The 20,980-nt window shown below is 69.3% G+C and carries 23 protein-coding genes; 11 read left to right on the top strand and 12 right to left on the bottom strand.

Annotation, left to right across the window (positions count from 1 at the left end):
* Positions 1-19 precede the first annotated feature (19 nt).
* Positions 20-334 (bottom strand): DUF6191 domain-containing protein, encoded by a 315-nt coding sequence (locus ACH49X_RS27860; protein WP_195082750.1) that lies wholly within the window; start codon positions 332-334, stop codon positions 20-22.
* Positions 335-761: 427 nt separating this feature from the next.
* On the opposite strand from ACH49X_RS27860, the gene ACH49X_RS27865 reads away from it, so the two are divergent.
* Positions 762-1,199, top strand: a complete 438-nt coding sequence (locus ACH49X_RS27865; protein WP_195082751.1) for an alpha-isopropylmalate synthase regulatory domain-containing protein — start codon at positions 762-764, stop codon at positions 1,197-1,199.
* A 153-nt stretch (positions 1,200-1,352) separates the two neighbouring features.
* On the opposite strand, the gene trxA is transcribed toward ACH49X_RS27865, so the two are convergent.
* Both trxA and ACH49X_RS27875 read right to left on the bottom strand, forming a co-directional pair.
* Complete coding sequence (trxA, locus tag ACH49X_RS27870) at positions 1,353-1,724, bottom strand: thioredoxin (RefSeq protein WP_067808360.1); 372 nt, start codon at positions 1,722-1,724, stop codon at positions 1,353-1,355.
* Positions 1,725-1,771: 47 nt separating this feature from the next.
* Positions 1,772-2,302 carry a 2'-5' RNA ligase family protein gene (locus ACH49X_RS27875; protein ID WP_195082752.1) on the bottom strand — a complete coding sequence of 177 codons (531 nt, stop codon included), beginning with the start codon at positions 2,300-2,302 and terminating at the stop codon, positions 1,772-1,774.
* 79 nt (positions 2,303-2,381) lie between these two features.
* Between ACH49X_RS27875 and ACH49X_RS27880 the strand changes: the two genes are divergently transcribed.
* Positions 2,382-3,476 carry an isocitrate/isopropylmalate dehydrogenase family protein gene (locus ACH49X_RS27880; RefSeq protein ID WP_195082753.1) on the top strand — a complete coding sequence of 365 codons (1,095 nt, stop codon included), beginning with the start codon at positions 2,382-2,384 and terminating at the stop codon, positions 3,474-3,476.
* A 74-nt stretch (positions 3,477-3,550) separates the two neighbouring features.
* On the opposite strand, the gene ACH49X_RS27885 is transcribed toward ACH49X_RS27880, so the two are convergent.
* From ACH49X_RS27885 to ACH49X_RS27900, 4 genes are all read right to left on the bottom strand, one after another.
* Positions 3,551-4,876 carry a diacylglycerol kinase family protein gene (locus ACH49X_RS27885; RefSeq protein ID WP_357208551.1) on the bottom strand — a complete coding sequence of 442 codons (1,326 nt, stop codon included), beginning with the start codon at positions 4,874-4,876 and terminating at the stop codon, positions 3,551-3,553.
* A gap of 136 nt (positions 4,877-5,012) precedes the next feature.
* Complete coding sequence (locus tag ACH49X_RS27890) at positions 5,013-5,177, bottom strand: hypothetical protein (protein WP_357208549.1); 165 nt, start codon at positions 5,175-5,177, stop codon at positions 5,013-5,015.
* A 71-nt stretch (positions 5,178-5,248) separates the two neighbouring features.
* A complete protein-coding gene (locus ACH49X_RS27895) occupies positions 5,249-5,728 on the bottom strand; it encodes a hypothetical protein (protein WP_195082756.1) in 480 nt (159 codons plus the stop codon).
* A gap of 451 nt (positions 5,729-6,179) precedes the next feature.
* On the bottom strand, positions 6,180-6,641 hold the full coding sequence (locus ACH49X_RS27900) for a PLDc N-terminal domain-containing protein (protein ID WP_195082757.1): 462 nt from the start codon (positions 6,639-6,641) through the stop codon (positions 6,180-6,182).
* Between the two features lie 658 nt (positions 6,642-7,299).
* On the opposite strand from ACH49X_RS27900, the gene ACH49X_RS27905 reads away from it, so the two are divergent.
* From ACH49X_RS27905 to ACH49X_RS27915, 3 genes are read left to right on the top strand one after another with little or no spacing between them, the layout of a single operon-like run.
* The gene (locus ACH49X_RS27905; RefSeq protein ID WP_195082758.1) at positions 7,300-8,223 is read left to right on the top strand and encodes an ABC transporter substrate-binding protein; all 924 of its coding nucleotides are present in this window, start codon (positions 7,300-7,302) and stop codon (positions 8,221-8,223) included.
* A gap of 3 nt (positions 8,224-8,226) precedes the next feature.
* Positions 8,227-9,186: an amino acid ABC transporter permease gene (locus tag ACH49X_RS27910; protein ID WP_195082759.1), complete on the top strand. Its 960-nt coding sequence runs from the start codon at positions 8,227-8,229 to the stop codon at positions 9,184-9,186.
* Between the two features lie 32 nt (positions 9,187-9,218).
* Positions 9,219-9,971, top strand: a complete 753-nt coding sequence (locus ACH49X_RS27915; protein ID WP_195082841.1) for an amino acid ABC transporter ATP-binding protein — start codon at positions 9,219-9,221, stop codon at positions 9,969-9,971.
* An 83-nt stretch (positions 9,972-10,054) separates the two neighbouring features.
* Here the strand turns inward: ACH49X_RS27915 and ACH49X_RS27920 are convergent, their stop codons facing one another.
* On the bottom strand, positions 10,055-10,954 hold the full coding sequence (locus ACH49X_RS27920; RefSeq protein WP_195082760.1) for a LysR family transcriptional regulator: 900 nt from the start codon (positions 10,952-10,954) through the stop codon (positions 10,055-10,057).
* A gap of 71 nt (positions 10,955-11,025) precedes the next feature.
* On the opposite strand from ACH49X_RS27920, the gene ACH49X_RS27925 reads away from it, so the two are divergent.
* The 4 genes from ACH49X_RS27925 to ACH49X_RS27940 all read left to right on the top strand — a co-directional run bounded on the left by ACH49X_RS27925 (position 11,026) and on the right by ACH49X_RS27940 (position 13,934).
* Positions 11,026-12,387, top strand: coding sequence for an FAD-binding oxidoreductase (locus tag ACH49X_RS27925; protein WP_195082761.1), 1,362 nt, complete (start codon positions 11,026-11,028; stop codon positions 12,385-12,387).
* Positions 12,388-12,465: 78 nt separating this feature from the next.
* Entirely contained in the window at positions 12,466-13,350 is an 885-nt protein-coding gene (locus tag ACH49X_RS27930; RefSeq protein WP_195082762.1) for an SPFH domain-containing protein, read from the top strand.
* Positions 13,351-13,365: 15 nt separating this feature from the next.
* A complete protein-coding gene (locus ACH49X_RS27935) occupies positions 13,366-13,524 on the top strand; it encodes a toxin-antitoxin system HicB family antitoxin (RefSeq protein ID WP_168434213.1) in 159 nt (52 codons plus the stop codon).
* Positions 13,525-13,625: 101 nt separating this feature from the next.
* On the top strand, positions 13,626-13,934 hold the full coding sequence (locus tag ACH49X_RS27940; RefSeq protein WP_357208545.1) for a hypothetical protein: 309 nt from the start codon (positions 13,626-13,628) through the stop codon (positions 13,932-13,934).
* Here the strand turns inward: ACH49X_RS27940 and ACH49X_RS27945 are convergent.
* Positions 13,912-14,763 carry a class I SAM-dependent methyltransferase gene (locus ACH49X_RS27945; RefSeq protein WP_195082764.1) on the bottom strand — a complete coding sequence of 284 codons (852 nt, stop codon included), beginning with the start codon at positions 14,761-14,763 and terminating at the stop codon, positions 13,912-13,914. The genes ACH49X_RS27940 and ACH49X_RS27945 overlap by 23 nt on opposite strands.
* A gap of 240 nt (positions 14,764-15,003) precedes the next feature.
* Here ACH49X_RS27945 and rpsA point away from each other — a divergent pair, with 240 nt between their 5' ends.
* Positions 15,004-16,470, top strand: a complete 1,467-nt coding sequence (gene rpsA, locus ACH49X_RS27950) for a 30S ribosomal protein S1 (protein WP_195082765.1) — start codon at positions 15,004-15,006, stop codon at positions 16,468-16,470.
* Positions 16,471-16,541: 71 nt separating this feature from the next.
* Here rpsA and ACH49X_RS27955 read toward each other — a convergent pair whose 3' ends face one another.
* From ACH49X_RS27955 to ACH49X_RS27965, 3 genes are all read right to left on the bottom strand, one after another.
* A complete protein-coding gene (locus ACH49X_RS27955) occupies positions 16,542-17,081 on the bottom strand; it encodes a hypothetical protein (protein ID WP_397071273.1) in 540 nt (179 codons plus the stop codon).
* A gap of 151 nt (positions 17,082-17,232) precedes the next feature.
* Positions 17,233-17,418 carry a hypothetical protein gene (locus ACH49X_RS27960; RefSeq protein ID WP_323124488.1) on the bottom strand — a complete coding sequence of 62 codons (186 nt, stop codon included), beginning with the start codon at positions 17,416-17,418 and terminating at the stop codon, positions 17,233-17,235.
* A gap of 181 nt (positions 17,419-17,599) precedes the next feature.
* Positions 17,600-18,211: a TetR/AcrR family transcriptional regulator gene (locus tag ACH49X_RS27965; RefSeq protein ID WP_195082767.1), complete on the bottom strand. Its 612-nt coding sequence runs from the start codon at positions 18,209-18,211 to the stop codon at positions 17,600-17,602.
* Positions 18,212-19,751: 1,540 nt separating this feature from the next.
* Here ACH49X_RS27965 and coaE point away from each other — a divergent pair.
* Positions 19,752-20,963 carry a dephospho-CoA kinase gene (gene coaE / locus ACH49X_RS27970; RefSeq protein WP_357208541.1) on the top strand — a complete coding sequence of 404 codons (1,212 nt, stop codon included), beginning with the start codon at positions 19,752-19,754 and terminating at the stop codon, positions 20,961-20,963.
* The last annotated feature ends 17 nt before the right edge of the window (positions 20,964-20,980 follow it).

Raw genomic sequence — 20,980 nt, forward strand, 5'->3', positions numbered from 1 at the left:
GCCCGGATCTCACGGCGTTTCACGACGGTCGCCGCGCGATCCGCCGCGCCGACGCCGCGCCGAGGTCCACCTCGTCGCGCGGCGGCGCGCCCGCGGAGGAGTCCTCCCGGTGCATCAGCGTCGTCATCCGCTGTTCGAACTCGTGGTGTTCGCCGCCCTGGAAAACCGCCGTGACCTCTTCGAACCCCGCCGCGGCGACCGGGATCCCCGACCGCTCGCGGGTCCAGGGCAGCGCGCGGCCGCCGGTGAGCTTGTTCCAGGCGACTTCGGCGAAGGCCAGCAGGATGAGCAGGACGGCCAGACCCGGGATGGTCGGCGCCACGAGGAGACCCATGTCACCGACGCTAGCCTCCGCCGGGCTGCGCCGTCCTGAACTGCGACGATGGTACTCGCCAGTAGACAAATCGGGCATCGTATGTGGTTGCTATTGCGTCGCGATGTCCCTATCCTCGATCCCGTGCCGAATCCCGCCGACCGCCGCAGCGCAGCGCTCCACGTCGCAGACCGCGACAGCGCTCTGCTTTCGGCGTCGCTCATCGGGCCCTCCGTGGCCGCGCAGGCTACCGCCTCCGTGCCCGAGGTTCGCGCCGAGCTACTTCCGCTCACCGCGATGGTGGCGTCGCTTCCCCGAGTCCTCGTAGTAGCCCGCCGTAGCGGGGTCTGATTCGGGCCGGCCCCCTCGCTGCGGGCAAAAACCACTTGTTAGTGCTGGTCCCCTCTGTCAACTGAGCCACGACATTCTTCGGGAAGACCTACTTTCAATGACCATCCTGACTCTTGATACAGACATGTTCCACGCCGCCGCCCCCAAGGGCCTACGCGCCGAAGCCGCCGGGCTGACCTCGGCGGAATTCCACAGCCGCTACTGCGCGCACGGCGGACCGATCCGGCTCGGCGAGTGGTCGCCCGCCGGCACGCGGACCGCGGAGTTCACCGCCACGCTGGAGTTCGCCGGGCATCTGCGGAGCGTCGTCGCCACCGGCAACCCTGTCGCGGCGATGACCTCTGCCCTCTACGACGAGGGCTACCCCGTCGAGATCCTGCAGTTCCACCAGCGGCGCACCGCCGACGGCACCGCCACCTTCGTGCAGTGCGAATGCAACGGCAGGCGCGGCTGGGGCGCGGCGATCGCGGACGACGGCGCCGAGTCGACCGTCCGCGCCATGATCGCGGGCGTCAACCTGCTCGGCGCGTCCTGACTCAGGGCATCGCACCCTCGGGGCATGCCGCCCTGAGGGTGCGCCCGGCCCCGGACGCGCAGCGGGCCCGGACACGGACTGCCGCTTCCGCGTGTCCGTATCCGGGCCCGAATGAATTCCCTTGCGGCGCGGTGGTTCACCGCGCCGCGCGGATCACTGTCCAGCCTGCTGCTGCTCGGCGAGTTGCTTGCGCACCTCGTCCATGTCCAGTGCCTTGACCTGGGTCACCAGATCCTCGAGCGCCGCGGGCGGCAGCGCGCCGGGCTGCGCGAACACCAGCACGCCCTCCCGGAAAGCCATGATGGTCGGGATGGAGCGGATGTTGGCGGCCGCCGCGAGGCCCTGCTCGGATTCGGTGTCGACCTTTCCGTGCACCACGTCGGGGTGCTTGTCGGAGGAGGCCTCGAAAGTCGGTGCGAAGCTCTTGCACGGACCGCACCAATCGGCCCAGAAATCGACGAGTACCACGTCGTTCCCGGTGACTACCTCATCGAAATTGTGCTGGGTCAGCGTCTGGGTGGCCATGACGTCCTCTCGTTTCGGTGTGCTCGCTATAACGCGGGCTGCTCCGGTTATCTTCCACGGCGGACCCGGCCGACCGGCCACTCGCGCCGCTGATCCCCGTCCCATCGACGGATACCCACCACCGTCGCGGAGAAATCCCGGTCCCGGGCGACGGCGTGGACGGCCTCGCCGAGCTGGAGCGGGGGCACCCGCCTGGCGAGGGTGATGTGCGGAGTCCACGCGTCCGGATGCAGGTTGGCCGGAACGCCGGGGCACGAGGAGATCGTGTGGAAGATCCGGCGGTGCAGGGCGAGCAGCGCCTCGGACGGGACCACCAGCCGGACCAGAATGGGGCGGCGGGCGCCGAAGACCACCAGCCCGCCGAGCCGGACGGGGATCGGCGCGACGGCCAGCTCGTCCAGCGCCTGCTCGATGCGCGGCCAGATCTGCCTGGCCACCCCGGCGGTGATGTGCGGACGATTCGACGCGTCGCCGCGCGCGGCGAGACTCGGCACGCCCGCTTCCGCCAGCAGCTGCCACTGGCGGCGGATCTCCGCGTCGGCGGCCTCGTCGAGCAGTAGTTCGACCGACTGCACCATGGTCCCCCGAAGGTAGCCGCAACCGGCGTGTCCGCGGGCCGGTTCCGGCGGCAGGGCGCGCCGGCGGGAGGATGTTCCGGTGAACGACGCGAATCGACCCCGGCTGGACCGGGCGCTGCGGCTGGGCCTGATCGACGGCGACGGCATCGGCCCCGAGGTGGTGCGAGCGGCCAGGCAGGTCGTCGACGAGGCGCTGTCCGCGGCCGGAGCCGCCCCGGTCGAGTGGGTGCCGCTGGTCATGGGGCATCAGGCCATCGCCGAGTTCGGCACGCCACTGCCGGAGCGGACGCTGGAGCGGTTGGCCGCCGTGGACGCATGGATTCTCGGCCCGCACGACAACGCCTCCTACCCGCCCGAACATCGCGTCGCGCCGGGTGGGGCCATCCGCAAGCATTTCGGCCTCTACGCCAACATCCGTCCGGCGCGGGCTTTCGCCGGCGTGCGCGCCGCGGCGCCCGACATCGACCTGGTGATCGTCCGGGAGAACAGCGAAGGGTTCTACGCCGACCGCAACATGGTCGCCGGGTCGGGGGAGTTCCGGCCGACGCAGGACATCGCGATGTCGGTCGGGCTGGTGACCCGGGCCGCCTGCGAACGGATCGCGCATCAGGCGTTCCGGCTGGCCGCCAGGCGACGCAAACGGGTGACGATCGTGCACAAGGCCAACGTGCTGCCGCTGACCATGGGTCTGTTCCGCGACGTCTGCCGTGAGGTCGCCCAGGAATACCCGGGAATCGAGGTGGACGACGAACACGTCGACGCGGCGGCCGCGCACCTGGTCCGCGCCGCATCCGACTACGACGTCCTGGTCACCGAGAACCTGTTCGGGGACATCCTGTCCGATCTGGCGGGGGAGCTGAGCGGATCGCTCGGGCTGGCCGCGTCGCTGAACTGTTCGGACACCACGGCCATGGCCCAGGCGGTGCACGGCGCGGCGCCCGCGCTGGCCGGGCACAACCGGGCGAACCCGGCGGCACTGCAACTGTCGGCGGCGATGCTGCTGCGCTGGCTGGCGGCCCGGCACGCCGAGGTGACCTTGGCGCGGGCGGGCGAGCGAATCGAACGGGCCGTCGCCGCGGCCTTCGAGGCCGGCATCGCCACCGCCGACCTCGGCGGACTGGCATCCACCAGCGAATTCACCGAGCAGGTGTGCGCCAGGGTGCATCGCAGGTAGCCGGAGAACGTTCACTCCAGGTCGACGCCGATCTCGCGCGGTCCTGCTGGACCAGTTCGCAGCCGGTTCGTCGTTCAGGTGGAGCGCCCGGCCAGTTCTCGCAACCGCGCCCAGTTCAGCGTCGGAGGCGCGACCCGCGTCCCCGGCCGCGTCCGCGGGACCCGCACGCGCAGGGCGCCGGGCGAGATCGCGCAGCGCACGGGCGTTTCGAGGCGCAGGGATTCACCGTCCACGCCGACCGGGATCTCGGCCGCGTCCGCGTCGACGACCACCTCGGTGGCGGTGAGCCGCACCAGACCGCGATCGTGCGCACGGCGCAGCAGACCCACCGCTTGTCGCGTGCTCGCCACCGTGACCGTCACGACGCCGAGCAGGCCCGCGTCCAACCGGGCGCGGCGGCCGAGGCCGGCGAGATCGCCGGTGGCATACGGGCCGTTGCTCACCAGGACCGCCTGCGGCCCGTCCACGGCCACGTTGCCGACGCGCGCTCGCAGCCCGGAGCCGCAGCCGTGCCCGAGCAAGTCGGGCAGCATCCGCAACACGGTCCCGGTCTTGTCGTCGCGGTACTGCGGGCTGCGCACCACCTCCGCGTAGACGCCGAAGGAAGCATTGTTGACGAACGTGCGCCCGTTGATCGTGCCGAGGTCGACCCGGATCTCCACACCGTCGCGCAGCGCCGCCAGGCCGGTGGCCGGATTCTTCGTATCCAGTCCCAGATCCCGCGCGAAGTGGTTCCGTGTTCCAGCGCCGATCACCACGAAAGGTAGCCGGTATTCCGCCGCGACCGCCGCGACCGAAGCCTGTGTTCCGTCGCCGCCGGCCACGCCGAGCAGATCGGCGCCGCGCTGGACCGCTCGCCGGGCCAGCGCGGCGACATCGATCGGATCCGGGCCGGCCAGCAGGGCCACTTCGGCGCCGAGTTCGCGGGCCTTGCGCGGCAGATCGAACAGCAGGACTTTGCCCCCGCCGGAGCGGGGGTTCATCACGAGGAACGGGTGTTGTGCCGGGGCGGCGGGGAACTCGGGCACCGGCCACTGCGCACGGTCGTCGCGCAATGCCCGGCGCGCGCACACCTGGGCCACTGCGAGCAGCGCGCCGCAGATCAGCATCACCCACAGTTGACGTTCCCGCATGAACAGAAGCACCACCACGATCGGCGACAAGATCGCCAGGGCCGCCGAAACGGCCCGCAACGCGCCCCGGTTGATCAACGACCAGTAGACCCCGGCGACGGTGAGCGCGACGCCGCCGGCCCCGGCGATCAACAGAGCGAGCAAGCCGCGCAGCCCGGCCACCGCGAGCGGCAGCACGACCGCGGCGATCGCGGCGGCGAATGCCGCCCTGGCCCACCACTGCCGAGCGCTCAGCGGCCGCGCCGCGCCGACCTGGGCTCCCGGCATCACGCACCGCCCCCGACCGAGGTCCCGTTGTCCGCCTCGGGCTCGGCCGGTCGCCGCCCGACCCCAGCGGGACGAATCATCAGCGTGCGGCGCGCGCTCGGGAAGCCCGGGTCCGCACCGGGTTCGGCGGGCGGGATCACCGCAGCTGCCGTACCGCGTTCATGCCGCGCCCGGATCCACGGTGCGCCGCGGTGGCCGAAGCCCAGCCGCCGGTGAGATAGGCGCCCAGCGCGATCACCAGGCCTGGCACGGCGACCCCCCGCAGCGCGGTCCGCGGCGGCGTCGGCACCGCGGTGGTCACTCGCGTGGGAATCCATGGGTTCCGCACTCCGGGAACGGAGTCGGGGCAGGCGGGACGCGCCCGGGCGCTGCTCAGACCGTCGCCGAGCCGGAGGGCGGCGCTTCGGGGCCGGTGGCCGCGTTCGGCCCGGAGAACGTCGTGTCCGGGTTCCATGTCGCGACGGCCCAGATCACCACGGTGTCGAGCGCGATGATCAGGATGGACCAGCCCGGGTAGTAGGGCAGCCACAGGAAGTTGGCGATGATCGACAGCGCCGCGATGACGATCGCCGACACCCGCGCCCAGGTCGCGCCGGTCATCAACGCGATGCCGACGACGATCATCACCACGCCGAGCGCGATGTGAATCCAGCCCCACGCGGTGAAGTCGAACTTGAAGGTGTACTGCTGGCCTTGGACGAAAAGCTCGTCCTCGGCCACCGCCGATATCCCTTGGAACAACTGAAGGAACCCGATGGTGGTCAGTATGATCGCGGCCGCGATCGATGTGCCTGCGGCGATGCCTTGCCGGACGCGATGGTCTTCTCGATTCACCGGCGTGTGCTGCGACATTTGCGCTTCCCTTCGCGACTGATTCCTATCGGCATGAGCGGTGCGCATACACGTCGTGCCGGAACGGGCTTCGTGCCCGGGGGGCCGGGCCGGATATTGCACGACCGGGTGACGGTCGGCGGCATATGACTGAGATTAGCACCGGGATGGCAGGCGAATTCGTAGTTGTCAGTTCCCGGATCCGTGATACCGCTTCGTATTCCGGCGGATATCGATCGGCGCGGCGGCCCGATTCGAACGGATTTCGTCGTTTCGCAACGGAAAAGAGGCTTCCGGTGACCGATATCGATATCGCCGCGATAGGGTTGGTTGACTGTCCCGTTATCGAATCTCCCCCGGTATGCGGCCCAGCCCGCCGCGCCACCGGCCGGGCCCGCGCCACCGAGTGACGGCGGTGCGGGCATGGACCGGATCACCGCGTCGAAGGAACTCGCTCAACTCGGAGCGCCGCTCACCGCGCCACCGGCCGGGCGGGGGGTACCCCGGTCTGCTGCGGCGCCTGCGCGGCGCTCGGTTGCGCGGCGTGGCCGGGCTTTCCCGCCAGTGCATGGGCCTTGAGCTGCTCGAACTCGGCCACGGTGATCGCGCCCGAGTCGAGGAGGGCTTTGGCGTCGGCGATGCTCTCCGCGGGAGACTTGCCCGCGACCTCCCGGATGTATTGGTCGGTGGCCTCTTTGGCCTCGGCTTGGGCCCGCTGGGCGCGCAGCGCCATACCCCGGCCCCGGACGATGAGGTAGACCAAGGCCGCGAGATAGGGGAACACCACCAAGGCGATCACCCACAGGGCTTTGGCGACGCCAGAAACGGAGTGGTCGCGAAACAGATCGACCAGGATCTGGAACAGCACGATCAGGTATGCGACGAAAGCGAATACAAGGATCGTGTACCACACGTAGTCCCAGAACGAATCCATGATGAACCTCCTCGGGTGAGCCCGCGGCGTATGCGAATCCACGGCTCACCATGTTCTGGATCGGGCCGTCGGGCGGCCCGGTGGCCGGAAAACAAACCTTCCTCTGTGCGCGTGCCGGGCTCTGCCTGTCGTACGCCGATTCGCTCGGTAGGCCGACCCGCATCGGTGCTCGGGGCGGGCGTCGGTGCGAAGCGCTCGAGAAAGAAAACGTTTCACCGGCGCCGTGCCGCTCGAATATTCGAGAGCACATCAATTTTCGAGTGTCCGGACAGGTCGTTCGCTGCAGCCGTCGAGCCGGAGAAACTCGTCCGGCCCGAAAAGACCGGCAAATAATCATCGACGCTGGCGGAGACGTCGTCAAGATTTCCGGCGAATTCGCCGGCTGCGCGGGGGCCTCGCGCACGGAGCCGGTGTCGCAGCGGTGTCCTGCATGGTATGTGACCACTGTGCCCGTGAGCCGCGGCCGACGCCCCGAACAGCGCGTGCGGGAAGCAGCGGCACCGCGCCGACGCACCCGGCGGGTAGGGTCTCGCGCCGGTGCACCGGCACGGGGTCGCGCGAGCAGATCTTGTTGCTGTTGCATTACTGTCCAGCGCGGAGCGGCCCGGTCGCTTAGATTGCCAAACGGGTGATGACGCCCGGGTTGCGTGGATCCGAAATGTGGAGGGCTGCTGTGTCTGATCGTTCGTTTCTCGGCAGGCGCGCCCTGCGAGCCGCCGCGGGCGCGCTCGCCGCGGGCGCGCTGGTGCTGACCGGATGTACCACGAACACCGAGGACACCGGCCCCTCGGTGGCGAAGGTGCAGGTGGAGAAGGTCGACGAGATCGCGGCGCAACTCCCCGACAAGATCGAACAGTCCGGCAAGCTGGTCGTCGGAGTGAACATCCCCTATCAGCCGAACGAGTACAAGGACGCCGGTGGCCGGATCGTCGGCTTCGACGTGGACCTGATGGACGCGGTCGCCTCGGTGCTCGGCGTCAAGGCCGAGTACGTCGAGTCGGCCTTCGAGAAGATCATTCCTTCGATCCAGGCGGGCACCTACGACGTGGGCATGTCGTCGATCACCGACTCCAAGGAACGCGAGCAGCAGGTCGACTTCACCACCTACTTCAACGCGGGCATCCAGTGGGCCCAGCAGAAGGGCAAGCCGGTCGACCCGGAGAACGCGTGCGGCAAGAAGGTCGCCGTGCAGGCCACCACCGTCGAGCACACCGACGAGGTGCCCGCCAAGAGCGCCAAGTGCGTCGCCGCGGGCAAACCCGCCATCGACATCAAGTCGTTCGACGAGCAGAGCGCCGCGACCAACGCGCTCGTGCTCGGCCAGGTCGACGCCATGTCGGCCGACTCACCGGTGACGGCGTACGCGATCAAGCAGAGCGACGGCAAGATCGAGAACGCGGGCCCGGTGTTCGACTCCGCACCCTATGGCTGGGCCGTGCCCAAGGGCGCGCCGCTGGCCGCCGTGCTGCAGAAGGCGGTCCAGCACCTGATCGACACGGGCAAGTACCTCGAGATCACGAAGAACTGGGGCGTGCAGGAAGGCGCGATCGCCAAGTCCGTCGTCAACGGTGCCGTGAGCTGATCGATGACGGACAAAGACACTCGGCCTGCGCCCGGCGATCCCGGGCCCGGCGGAGCGGACTCGACGCGGGAGCCGGAGCCGATCAAAGCGGTTCCGCTGCGCAGGCCGGGGCGCTGGATAGCGGCGGCGGTCATCCTCGTCCTGGTGGCGCTGTTCGTCTACGGCGCCGCGACGAACCCGGCCTATCGCTGGGACACCTACGGGAAGTACCTGTTCGATACCAGGATCACCGCGGGCGCCGTCGTGACGCTGGAGCTGACCGTATGCGCGATGGCGATCGCGGTCGTGCTCGGAACGACGCTCGCCGTGATGCGGCTGTCGCCGAACCCGGTGCTGCGCAGCTCGGCGTGGGTGTATCTGTGGATCTTCCGCGGCACCCCGGTGTTCGTGCAGCTGGTGTTCTGGGGACTGGTCCCGTCGCTGTACAGCCGGATCCAGCTGGGCGTTCCGTTCGGGCCGCAGTTCTTCCACCTCGACGTGCAGCAGTTGCAGGCCGCGTTCGCCTTCGCCGTGCTCGGCCTGGGACTCAACGAGGCGGCCTACATGGCCGAGATCGTGCGGGCCGGGATCAACTCCGTCGGGGAAGGGCAGCGGGAGGCGTCGTTCGCGCTAGGCATGTCCTGGAGCCAGACCATGCGCCGCACGGTGCTGCCGCAGGCCATGCGCGTGATCATCCCGCCGACCGGCAACGAGCTCATCGGCATGCTGAAGACCACCTCGCTGGTCACCGGCATCCCGCTGAGCACCGATCTGTTCGGCCGGGCGCGCGACATCTACGGCGTGAACTTCCAGCCCATTCCACTGTTGCTGGTCGCCGCCACCTGGTATCTGGCGATCACGAGCGTGCTCATGGTCGGGCAGTACTACTTGGAGCGCTACTACTCGCGCGGCGTCTCCCGCACGCTGACCACCAAGCAGCTACAGGAACTCGCCGACGCGCAGCAGGGGGAGAAGGCGAAATGAGCGTGGACGTCGCGAAGACCCCGGCCCTTCCCATGGTGGTCGCGGACCGGGTCTGCAAGAACTTCGGCGCCCTGCAGGTGCTCAAGGGCGTCTCCCTCGAGGTGGGCCGCGGCGAAGTGCTGTGCCTGATCGGGCCGTCCGGCTCGGGCAAGTCCACCTTCCTGCGCTGTATCAACCACTTGGAACAGGTGAACGCGGGCCGGCTCTACGTCGACGGCGAGATCGTCGGCTACCGGGAGAAGAACGGCAAGCTCTACGAGATGCACCCGCGCGAGGCGGCCAAGCAGCGCCGCGAGATCGGCATGGTGTTCCAGCATTTCAATCTGTTCCCGCACCGGACCGCGCTGGACAACGTCATCGAGGCGCCCACCCAGGTCAAGAAGGTGCGCAAAGCGGAGGCGGTGGCCAGGGCGAAGGAGCTGCTGGACCGGGTCGGGTTGGCGGACAAGGCGAACGCCTACCCGGCGCAGCTGTCCGGCGGTCAGCAGCAGCGCGTGGCGATCGCCCGCGCCCTGGCGATGGATCCCAAGCTCATGCTGTTCGACGAGCCGACCTCCGCGCTGGACCCGGAGCTGGTCGGCGAGGTGCTGACCGTCATGCGGGAACTGGCCGAGTCGGGCATGACGATGGTGGTGGTGACCCACGAGATGGGCTTCGCCCGCGAGGTCGCCGATCAGCTGGTCTTCATGGACGGCGGCGTGGTCGTCGAGGCGGGGCCGCCCCGGCGCGTGCTGGCCGATCCGCAGCACGAGCGCACCAAGGCATTCCTCTCGCGATTGCTCTGACACCCGCCCGCCGAACGCCGGTAGGAACCTCGGCGGTCGGGCGGTGTGCCGCCATCGGGTCCAGCGGAGACGCGCGGCCGGGTTCACGTGTCGGCGCGCAAGGCGATGCGCAGCTGCCCGAGCAGCACTTTGGCCGCGGGGCTCGCGGGATGGTCGGTGCGCCACGCCAGCGCGAGGCGCCCGCGCGGTTCCGGCTCGATGATGCGGACGGTGCGCACCCCGAAGGACGCGGCCTCCGCGGCGGTGAGTTCGGGCACGACGGCGATGCCGAGACCTCGGGCGGCCAGGCGCAGCAGCAGCGCAGGCGCCGCCGCCTCGTAGGCGACGGCGGGCTCGAACCCCGCCGCCGCGCAGGCGCGCTCGAACACGCCGCGGATACCGGTGCCCGGTGTGAGGCAGATCAGCGGGCGATCCCGCAGCGCGGTGAGCGGCAGCTCCGCGCCGTAGCCGGGGTCCGCCGCCGCGACCGCGGCCACCAGCGCGGTCTCCAGCACCACTTCGATGCCGATGGCCGGGTCGAGTTCCGCGCCGGTCATCCCGATCAGGGCCATGTCCAGTTCGCCTCGGCCGAGGGCGTCGAGCATCCGCTCGGAGGTGTCCTCGGTGAGGCTGATGGCGACCTGCGGGTGGTCGTGATGAAAGTCCGCGAGCACGGCCGCGACGTCGAATTCCTCGACCGCGGCCCCAGAGATCAAGCCCACCCTGACCTGCCCGCGCAGCAAGCCGGTGAACTCGTCCACCGTGTGACCGACCCGCTCGGCGGCGGCGAGCGCCGCCTGCGCGTGCGGTAGGACGGCGGCGCCGACCTCGGTCAGCGTGACCGTGCGTCCACCCCGGTCCAGCAGCGGATGACCGAGTTCGCGCTCCAGTTGGCGGATCTGGGCGCTGAGCCCCGGTTGGGCCAAGTGCAGCCGAGCCGCCGCGCGGGTGAAGCTCGCTTCCTGGGCGACGGTGACGAAATAGCGTAGGTGGCGCAGCTCCATAATTGATCATTATAGGGATCAGAAGAACTATCTGTTTTACTTCTTTCTCCTGGCCGGGCAGGGTCGAAGTCATGGGAAACAACACCGCACAGATCGAAGACAACAGCGATATCTTCACCGGCCCGGTGTTCCGTCCGGGCGACGAGGGCTACGACGCGGAGGTCGCCGGGTTCCAGACCGCCTACACCCATCGGCCCGCCCTGATCGTCGGCGCCGCGCACGCCGAGGACGTGCGCGCGGCCGTGGAATACGCCGCCCGCCACGAGCTGCCGATCGCCGTGCAGGCCACCGGCCACGGACTGTCCGTCGCCGCGGACGGCGGCGTGCTGATCAGCACCCGGCGCATGACCGGCATCCGGATCGACCCGGTCCGCCGGTCCGCGCACGTCGGCGCGGGAGTGCGAGCGGGCGCGCTGGTCGAAGCGGCGGCCGAACACGGGCTGGCTCCGTTGAACGGGTCGTCGCCGTCGGTGGGCGTGGTGGGCTACCTGCTCGGCGGCGGCGTGGGGCTGCTCGCGCGCAGGTTCGGGTACGCGGCCGAGCACGTGCGATCGATCGAGCTGGTCACCGCGGACGGCCGGGTGCGCACGCTGACGCCGGAGGACGAGCTGTTCGGCGCCGTGCTCGGCAGCGGGGGCAATTTCGGCGTCGTCACGGGCATGGAGGTCGGCCTCGTCCCGGTCACCACGGTCTACGGCGGACAACTGATGTTCGATACGCCGCTGGTGGAGCGGGCTCTGGACGCATGGCGGCAGTGGACCGCGACCGTGCCGGAGGAACTCACCTCGACGGTCACGATGCTCGCCTTCCCCGACATCCCGCAGGTGCCCGCGCCGCTGCGCGGACGGTACGCCGCCTCGATCCGGATCGCCTACCACGGACCTGCGGAGGAAGGGCAACGGCTGGTCGCGCCGCTGCGGGCGGTCGGGGAGCGGCTGAAGGACGACCTGCGCGAGATGCCGTACACCGAGTCGCACACCATTCACAGCGATCCCGACCATCCACATGCCTACGCCGCCACCAACGCGCTGCTCGGCGAGTTCACCGGCGAGACGGCCGCGGCCCTGCTCGCCGTTGCCGGCCCGGATTCCGGCGCGGGAGCGGTCGTCGATGTCCGGCATCTCGGCGGCGCGCTGGCCCGCCCGAGCGACGCCCGCATCGCCGTCGACCATCGCGAGGCCGCGTACGTCGTGCGGATCATCACCGGCCCCGAGGACGCCGCCGCCCGCGCGGCGATCCGTGCCGCGCTGACGCCGTGGACACTCGGGCACAGCTTGAACTTCCTCTACGGCGCGGGCGCCGAGGCGGACGAAGAGCAGACCCGGGCTGGGTACGCGCCGCAGACCTACGCCCGGCTGGCCGCGCTCAAGGCCCAGCACGATCCGCGCAATCTGTTCCGTTTCAACCGCAACATCCGGCCGGACGCCGGGTGATCGCGCCGCCGCCGCGCCTGTTCGGCGCGGCGGCAGCATGCTATCGTCGTGATATCACTCTGATATTGGGAGGATGTCATGCAGTTTCGCTCCGCGTTCCACCTCGACGGCTTTCTGGTGCTGTTGGGCTGGTTCGTGCTCACGGTCCTGTTCGGCGGCGGCGCGGCGCTGGGTTTCGCCGTCGGCGCCAGGAACGGCAACGGCATCGCCGTCGCCGGGGCGGTGGCGGCCACGGTGGTGGTCGTCGTCCTGCTGTTGCTCGCCACCGGCTTGACCGTGGTGAACCCGAACGAGGCCAAAGTGGTGCAGTTCTTCGGCCGCTACGTCGGCTCGGTGAGCGAGCCGGGCTTCTACTCGGTGCTCCCGCTGACCGACCGCAAGAGCATCTCGCTGCGCGTGCGGAACTTCGAGACCCAGAAGCTCAAGGTCAACGACGCCGACGGCAACCCGGTGGAGATCGCCGCGGTGGTCGTCTACCGGGTGGTGGACAGCTTCAAGGCCGCCTTCGCCGTCGACGACTACGAGGAGTACGTGGAGACCCAGTCCGAGGCCGCCGTCCGGCACCTGGCCACGACGCACCCGTACGACGCGCACGAGGCCGACCGCACCAGCCTGCGCGACGGCGCCGAGGTGGCCGAGGAGCTGACCGTCGAACTGCGCGAGCGCACCGAGATGGCCGGCATCGAGGTGCTGGAGGCGCGGATCACCCATCTCGCCTACGCGCCGGAGATCGCCCAGGCGATGCTGGTGCGCCAGCAGGCCGCGCAGGTGGTCGCCGCGCGGACCAGAATCGTGGAGGGCGCGGTCGGCATGGTCGGTCTGGCGCTGGAGCGGCTGGCCCAGGAGGGCATGGTGGAACTGGACGAGGAGCGCAAGGCGGCGATGGTGTCGAACCTGCTCGTCGTGCTGTGTGGCGACCGCCCCACCCAGCCCGTCGTCAACGCCGGTTCGCTTTACTCCTGAGGCGGGGGCTTGCCCGTGGCCGAGCGCAAGAAACTGCTGCTACGCCTGGATCCGGCCGTCCACGACGCCATCGCGAAGTGGGCGGCCGACGACCTGCGCAGTATCAACGCCCAGATCGAGTACGCGCTGCGGCTGGCGCTCGAGCAGGCCGGGCGTAAACCGAAGTCGCAGTGACACGACCTCGATACCGATCAGAGATGGTGCCCCGGCCCGATGGCGCGAAGACTTGCAAGGTGTCAGCAAATGTCCGGCCATCGGAACCGAAAGGGGAAATGATGACCACGATCGTGCATATCGACGACACCGTGCGCGACTACGACACGTGGAAGCCCGCCTTCGACGGTCTCGAGCAGTTCTTCGCGGATGCGGGGGCCCGCAACTGCCGGGTGGCACGGTTCACGCACAACCCCAATCGGGTGCTCGTCGAGCTGGACTTCGACACCATGGCGGAGGCCGAAGCCTTCCGGGACGATCTGCACAAGCTCATCGACCTGCCGCGGACGCAGATGCTGCTGGTCAGCCACGAGGTCTCCCTCCTGGAGCTGGTCGACGACCGCCGCCTCACGGTCCGGGCTTCCTCGTGACGAAGATGGCCGTACCGGGAAACAGTTCGCCGCGCAGCGGGCTCCACTGTCCCCATTCGCGGTCGAGCCATTCCGGCCACTCCGGTTCGACGATGTCCTCCAGCGCCAGTCCCGCCGCGACGATCTCCCTGACCCGGTCGCCGATGGTCCGGTGATGCTCGACGTAGGTGGGCACGTCGTCGCCGTCGACCTCGACATATGGGGTGCGGTCGAAGTACGGGATGGTGGCGGTCAGGCCTGCGGGACCGGGATCGTCCGGGAAGATCCAGCGCATCGGGTGGTTCACCGAGAACACCCAGCGGCCGCCGGGCCGCAGCACCCGCGCCACCTCGCGCATCACCAGCGCCGAGTCCGCGACGAACGGCACCGCGCCGAACGCCGAGCAGGCCAGATCGAACGACGCGTCCGCGAACGGGAGAGCCTCGGCGTCCGCTTGCACCAGCGGAACCCGCGGGCCACCGCGCGCCATGACCGCGAGGCCGCGCTCGAGCATCCCGCGCGACAGGTCGAGCCCGACAGGCCGCGCGCCCTGCCCGGCCAGCCAGCGCGAGCACGGAGCCGAGCCGCAGCCGATCTCCAGCACCGCCTTGCCGGTGACGTCGCCGAGGAATCGCATGTCGCCCTCGTGCAGGCCCTCCGGGCACCACACGAACTCGCCGCCGGGGGAGTCGACGCCGAGGAACTCCGCGTGCGTCTCGTGGTATTGCGCGGCGTCGGCGTCCCACCACCGCCTGCTGGCCAGTCTGCTGGCCGCCGAGCCGATCCGGGTCCGCACCGTGCCCGCCGTTCCGAGCTGTGCGTTTGCTTGCGCATGGCGATCTTCCGACACGCCGATCAGACTATCGGCGTGGCGACCCGACCGGTTTGCCCGCCCGGACCGAGGTCGCGTACGCTGAACGCGCGAGTGTCTTCCGTACAGCCGTACCGGAGTTCAACCCGTGCTGAGTTTCACGCGCGTCGCGTGCGGTACGTTCCTAGTGTCCGTCTTCACACCTCGCGGTGAGATCGCAGCGTACCGAAAGTTCCAATGTCCGCAACCGACCACAATCCGTCCGGAGCAAACCGACATATGCCCACCACCGTCACCTCGCCGCAGGTAGCCGTCAACGACATCGGCTCCGCCGAGGATTTCCTCGCCGCCATCGACGCCACGATCAAGTACTTCAACGACGGCGACATCGTCGAAGGAACCATCGTCAAGGTCGATCGCGACGAGGTCCTGCTCGACATCGGTTACAAGACCGAAGGCGTCATCCCCTCTCGTGAACTCTCCATCAAGCACGACGTCGACCCCAACGAGGTCGTTTCCGTGGGCGATGAGGTCGAGGCCCTTGTTCTCACCAAGGAGGACAAGGAAGGCCGCCTGATCCTGTCGAAGAAGCGGGCGCAGTACGAGCGTGCGTGGGGCACCATCGAGGAGCTCAAGGAGAAGGACGAGGCCGTCAAGGGCACCGTCATCGAGGTCGTCAAGGGCGGCCTGATCCTCGACATCGGCCTGCGCGGCTTCCTGCCCGCGTCGCTGGTCGAGATGCGGCGCGTCCGCGATCTCCAGCCGTACGTCGGCAAGGAGATCGAGGCCAAGATCATCGAGCTGGACAAGAACCGCAACAACGTCGTGCTCTCCCGCCGCGCCTGGCTGGAGCAGACCCAGTCCGAGGTGCGCAGCGAGTTCCTGCACCAGCTGCAGAAGGGCCAGGTCCGCAAGGGTGTGGTCTCCTCGATCGTCAACTTCGGCGCCTTCGTCGACCTCGGCGGCGTCGACGGTCTGGTGCACGTCTCCGAGCTGTCCTGGAAGCACATCGACCACCCGTCCGAGGTCGTCGAGGTCGGCAACGAGGTCACCGTCGAGGTGCTCGACGTCGATCTGGACCGCGAGCGCGTCTCGCTGTCGCTGAAGGCGACCCAGGAAGACCCGTGGCGTCAGTTCGCCCGCACCCACGCGATCGGCCAGATCGTGCCGGGCAAGGTCACCAAGCTCGTTCCGTTCGGCGCGTTCGTCCGCGTCGAGGAGGGCATCGAGGGCCTGGTGCACATCTCCGAGCTGGCCGAGCGCCACGTGGAGGTCCCGGACCAGGTCGTGACCGTCGGCGACGACGCGATGGTCAAGGTCATCGACATCGACCTGGAGCGTCGCCGGATCTCGCTGAGCCTCAAGCAGGCCAACGAGGACTACCACGCCGAGTTCGACCCGTCGAAGTACGGCATGGCCGACAGCTACGACGAGCAGGGCAACTACATCTTCCCCGAGGGCTTCGACCCCGACACCAACGAGTGGCTCGAGGGCTTCGACAAGCAGCGCGAGGAGTGGGAAGGCCGCTACGCCGAGGCGGAGCGTCGCCACAAGATGCACACCGCGCAGATGGAGAAGATGGCGGCCGACGCCGCGGCCGAGGCCGCGAACGGCGGCGGCGCGTCGAACTACTCATCGGAGAGCGGTTCGCAGTCCTCCGCCGGCCAGGCCGAGCCCGCCGGCGGTTCGCTGGCCAGCGACGCCCAGCTGGCGGCTCTGCGCGAGAAGCTGTCCGGCAACGCCTGATCGGCACCAGCTGAACGACTGTGCCCCAACCGATTCCCGGTTGGGGCACAGTCGTTTTCGGTGAGCCCCCTTCAGGCGTTCCCGTGCCGCGACGCTTTCGTCGTGCCGCGTTGTACGCGTGGCGCGGGAGCGGGCGGCCGGGTCGCTTCGTGTGGCGCCACCATCTGAGCCGTGGTGAGCGCGACGACCTGGATCTGCTCGAGCCGCAACCCGAGCGAGGCCAGCCGGGCGACGACGCCCAGCCGATGTTCCGCCATACCGGGGCGGATCACCAGCGGTTCCCTCTCCGGTCGAGGCAGGACGTAGGCGCGACGTTCGGCGTCGAACCGCACGGGGGCGCCGTCCCGGATCGCCCGATAGGCGTCCAGATCCAGTGTGCTGTCCCGGATCGGGTCGATCAGCAGCGACATGACGGATTGCTCCGCCTGCCGCAGGAACGGCTCTTGGTCCGACGGATCCAAATGCTCGATCCGCTGGGCCACGCGGGCGCGGTAGTCCTCCGCGGCGGGACGCAGCAGAGAACGGTGCCGCTCGACCTCGGCCGCAAAGGCCACGAGTTCTTCGTGATCCACGGCGAGACGGTCGGATGTCGAAGCGAGGGCGTCGGGCATGGTGACCCCTATCTCTCGGGTTGCGGGTTTACATTGCGTCGCAACCGGATCGACGTCCGACATCCTCTATTGTGCCGGAGGGGTACGACAGAAATCGCGCCGTGCCTGCTCCTTCGGCCGCGCACCGACCTTGTTCGGCGCGACCGGTTGTCTAGTAGCCCACGGTGAAGCGGTGCTGCACGAAACGGGGCAATTCGGCCTCATCGATGAGGGCGACCGCCGCGTCCTCGGCGGAGATGTCCCCGCCGCCGGCCGGGAGCTGATCGCCGCCGATCCGGAAGCGGCCGGTGCGCTCGCCGGGGTTGATCCGCCCCGAGAAGGGCTCAGGTAGGTCCAATCGCGGTTGGACGGCCGGTCGGTGTTCAACGCGTCGCGTAGGGCACGTACCACCCGCGGGTAGTCCGCGGGAACGTCGAGGACTCCGGTGAGGGTGCGGTTCCGCGCCGCGATGCGCGACTTGGTTCGTCCGCTCGGTTTCTAGCCCGGGGTTCGGCGCGTCCCCGAAGCGGCGTCGGAGCTCAGTCATCGCCGCTCTCGCGTGCCGGTGGTGTGCTCGCGGCAGAGCCCGGCTCGGCGGGGCCGTGTGCGATGTCGTGGAAGGCGTTGCGGAGCAAGGCGGTGATGCGCTGCGGCGGCGCGTCGCGCAGACCTTCGAGTTCGAGCAGATGGCGGCCGATCACCACGCCGATGGTGAGGGCGCCGAGCAGTCCGGCGCGCAGGTCCGCCTCGTCGTCGGGGAGTTGCCCGGCCGCTTCCCGTTGCCGCGCCGTCATGGCGGCGCGTACCTCGTCGGCGGCATCGGGGTGGGTGAGCATCGAGCGGATCGCCGCCAGCGTGTTGACCGGCCGGTCCGCCAGCTTGATGGCGAGCGCGTCGAGCAGGAGTTCGGTCACCTGCTCAGGCGTCCCGGTGATCGGGTGGTCGTCGGCGAAGACCGCCACGCGCGCGAACAGGTTCTCTTTCGAGCCGAAGTACCGCATCACCAAGCTGGGGTCGGTGTCCGCCTCCGTCGCGACGGCCCGGATGGTGGTTCGGTCGTAGCCGATCTCCGCGAACAACCGGCCCGCTGCCGCCAGGATCCGGTTCTCGGTATTACGGCGTTGCTGGGCTCGGCTGGTCGGGGCATCCATAAGTGGCTCGCCGAAGCCGCTCCGTGCCGCTCAGCTCGCCGGAATCCCTGGCGCAGTGCGGATTCGGCGGAACTCCCTGACTCGAGCAGCGCGGTGCTCCGGCTGATGGCGACGGTGCCGAGCACGCCGAGCCCGAACGCGCCGCCGAGCTGTTGGGTCGTCGTCACCAGTCCGGTGGCCATCAGGCCGTTCTGCGTGAGGCCGGTGGTCGGCGACGAGACCGCGAATACCGCCGGTATGGTCGACCGCTTGGAGGCGTTGGGCTTGGTGCGCGGGGAAGTTCACCTCACCGATGGCCGCGCGCGTCTGCTGACCCTGACCGCTCGTGGGAAGAGCTTCGGGAAGCCCTGGATCGAGAGGTCTTCGGCAGCGTTCCCGCGCTGGCCGTGCTGGACGAGCCGGAGCGCAGGCAACTGTACGGGCTGCTGCGACGAGTGGCATCGGCCTGAGCGGCGACCGAGGCCTGCGAGGCAGGCTCGATCGGACGGTTAGCCGGAAGTGCGCCATGGCCGAGAATCCAAAGGCGTCGGCCGACGATGAATCGCGATGTTCCTTCGGCCGCAATGGTGGGAATCGGTTCTGGAAGCTGCATGGCTCTTTTGGCGGGAGTCGTGCGGGAATGCGGCGGTATCGCAAGCGGTATCGCTGCTGTGTTTCTCTTGTTTCGTTGGCGGTCAGGAAATGGAAACCCGGCGCGGATTGTCTGCCGTGGACGAGGCGGGAGTCGCCGGCGATCAGACGGAGTGCTCTGGTGAATATTCCCGGAGTCGCCGGGTGATGCGGACCGCTTCGAGTTCGCGTTCTCGGAAGTGGCGCTGTTTCGCGTACGGCCGACGCCGAGTTCCGGCGAAACCGATCCCACTGGCGCGCTGCGAACGATCTTGCAACTGTACTTACATTCGGCTCGGCGGATTGCCGTGCCGAGCACCGCGTCCCCCGGTGGGTACGCAAAACAGTGGCCCAGCCTTGGCTAGAGGCTGGGCCACGTCGAGCTCGGGTTCAGCTTGCGGTAGCAGGTACCCACCGGACCGCGGGTGCGGCCGGACGGTTCCGCATGGCAGCGAAACTGTGCCGCGCGGGACTGATGAACGCGGTGAACCAAGAGCGACGGTGCTCCGCGAGCGCCGCCGCGACAGCAGGGATCTGAATGCAGTGCACTCGCCCCGCCATGCCCAGGCGGTGGCGACCCGTCTGGTTGATTCTGGTGCCCAATGGTGTTCCTTTGCTTCGCTGGTGTCGGCCTGGATCGCCACGGCGAAGATTAGCGGAACGAAACTGCTCGGCAGAGTATTTTGCCCGAGTAATTGCCTCGGCGTGTCGGAAAGTTGCCGCCGACGAACCGTAAACATCCGAAATTGTTGCGAATCGGTCTCGGCGCTGTCACGGAACGGGCAAATGGCTTCCCGGGCGGTGGAATACGCGAGCGCATCGGGTAATCGGCCGGATTGCCCGGCGCCGGCCGCGGCGGCCGGTCGGGTCGGCCTGCGACGCGCTCGGGGCGGCGCGGGCCCGCGGGCGGCGCGGATGCGAGACTGGGCGAATGTTACGAATCGGCCTCACCGGAGGCATGGGAGCGGGGAAGTCGACGGTGGCTCGGGCCCTGGCCGACCTGGGCGCGGTGGTCATCGATTCCGACCTCATCGCCAGGGAGGTGGTCGAGCCGGGCACCGAAGGGCTGGCCGCGCTGGTGGAGGCGTTCGGCGCCGACATCCTCGCCGCGGACGGCAGCCTCGACCGGCCCGCCCTCGCGGCCAAGGCCTTCGGCGACGACGCGGCGCGCGCGAAGCTCAATTCGATCACCCACCCGCTCGTCGGAAAACGCACCGCGGAATTGATCGCCGCGGCGCCCGCGGACGCGATTGTGGTGCAGGATATTCCGCTTCTGGTGGAAAACGGCCTGGCGCCGTTGATGAATCTCGTGCTGATCGTCGACGTGGACGCCGAAACGCGCATTCGCCGTTTGGTGGAATTTCGCGGCGTCGCGGAAGCGGATGCGCGGGCGCGTATCTCGGCGCAGGCGACCGACGCCCAGCGCCGAGCCGTCGCCGATGTGTTGCTGGACAACAGTGGAGCGCCGGGTGCGGTGGAAGCGGAGGTGCGTAGGCTGTGGACAGAGCGTCTGGTGCCGTTCGAGCGCAACCTGCGTGCGGGCACCCCCGCCCGCCGCGGTGACATCCGGCTGGTGCCCGCGGATCCCGAGTGGTCCGCGCAGGCGCAGCGGCTGATCGCCCGGCTGTGGGTGGCCTGCGGCGCCGCCGCCGCGCGGATCGACCACGTCGGTTCCACCTCTGTGCCGGGGCTGCCCGCCAAGGATGTGATCGATCTGCAGATCACGGTCGCCGACCTCGCCGCCGCCGACGGCTTGCGCGATGCCATCGCCGCCGCCGGGTTCCCGGCGCGGCCGGAGGCCACCCAGGACAACCCCAAGCCGACGCCGCAGGACCCGGCCGGCGTGAACACCGCGCTGTGGAGCAAGCGCTTCCACCAGAGCGCCGACCCCGGGCGGTTGGCCAACGTGCACGTGCGCGTCGATGGCTCCCCCGGCCAGCAGTACGCGCTGCTGCTGCGCGACTGGCTGCGCGCCGACGCCGGAGCCCGCGCGGAGTACCTCGCCGTCAAGCGCGAGGGTGAGGCCAAGGCGGCGGGGCTGACGGGCGCGGAGGCGACCGTGGCCTATCTCGGCGTCAAGGAACCCTGGTTCGATGCCGCGTATCCACGGGCGCTCGCCTGGCGGGAATCCTCGGCCGGCTAGCCGGCCGTCCTCCGCGC

The organism is Nocardia sp. NPDC019323 (assembly GCF_044389845.1).
Lineage (GTDB): Bacteria > Actinomycetota > Actinomycetes > Mycobacteriales > Mycobacteriaceae > Nocardia > Nocardia implantans.

Coding starts and splice junctions, on each gene's coding strand:
- ACH49X_RS27865 (WP_195082751.1), top strand. CDS start 762: ATGACCATCCTGACTCTTGATACAGACATGTTCCACGCCGCCGCCCCC.
- ACH49X_RS27895 (WP_195082756.1), bottom strand. CDS start 5,728: ATGTCGCAGCACACGCCGGTGAATCGAGAAGACCATCGCGTCCGGCAA.
- ACH49X_RS27920 (WP_195082760.1), bottom strand. CDS start 10,954: ATGGAGCTGCGCCACCTACGCTATTTCGTCACCGTCGCCCAGGAAGCG.
- ACH49X_RS27940 (WP_357208545.1), top strand. CDS start 13,626: ATGACCACGATCGTGCATATCGACGACACCGTGCGCGACTACGACACG.
- ACH49X_RS27915 (WP_195082841.1), top strand. CDS start 9,219: ATGGTGGTCGCGGACCGGGTCTGCAAGAACTTCGGCGCCCTGCAGGTG.
- ACH49X_RS27910 (WP_195082759.1), top strand. CDS start 8,227: ATGACGGACAAAGACACTCGGCCTGCGCCCGGCGATCCCGGGCCCGGC.
- ACH49X_RS27885 (WP_357208551.1), bottom strand. CDS start 4,876: ATGCCGGGAGCCCAGGTCGGCGCGGCGCGGCCGCTGAGCGCTCGGCAG.
- ACH49X_RS27900 (WP_195082757.1), bottom strand. CDS start 6,641: ATGGATTCGTTCTGGGACTACGTGTGGTACACGATCCTTGTATTCGCT.
- ACH49X_RS27905 (WP_195082758.1), top strand. CDS start 7,300: ATGTGGAGGGCTGCTGTGTCTGATCGTTCGTTTCTCGGCAGGCGCGCC.
- ACH49X_RS27955 (WP_397071273.1), bottom strand. CDS start 17,081: ATGCCCGACGCCCTCGCTTCGACATCCGACCGTCTCGCCGTGGATCAC.
- rpsA (WP_195082765.1), top strand. CDS start 15,004: ATGCCCACCACCGTCACCTCGCCGCAGGTAGCCGTCAACGACATCGGC.
- ACH49X_RS27930 (WP_195082762.1), top strand. CDS start 12,466: ATGCAGTTTCGCTCCGCGTTCCACCTCGACGGCTTTCTGGTGCTGTTG.
- trxA (WP_067808360.1), bottom strand. CDS start 1,724: ATGGCCACCCAGACGCTGACCCAGCACAATTTCGATGAGGTAGTCACC.
- ACH49X_RS27925 (WP_195082761.1), top strand. CDS start 11,026: ATGGGAAACAACACCGCACAGATCGAAGACAACAGCGATATCTTCACC.
- ACH49X_RS27875 (WP_195082752.1), bottom strand. CDS start 2,302: ATGGTGCAGTCGGTCGAACTACTGCTCGACGAGGCCGCCGACGCGGAG.
- coaE (WP_357208541.1), top strand. CDS start 19,752: ATGTTACGAATCGGCCTCACCGGAGGCATGGGAGCGGGGAAGTCGACG.
- ACH49X_RS27860 (WP_195082750.1), bottom strand. CDS start 334: ATGGGTCTCCTCGTGGCGCCGACCATCCCGGGTCTGGCCGTCCTGCTC.
- ACH49X_RS27965 (WP_195082767.1), bottom strand. CDS start 18,211: ATGGATGCCCCGACCAGCCGAGCCCAGCAACGCCGTAATACCGAGAAC.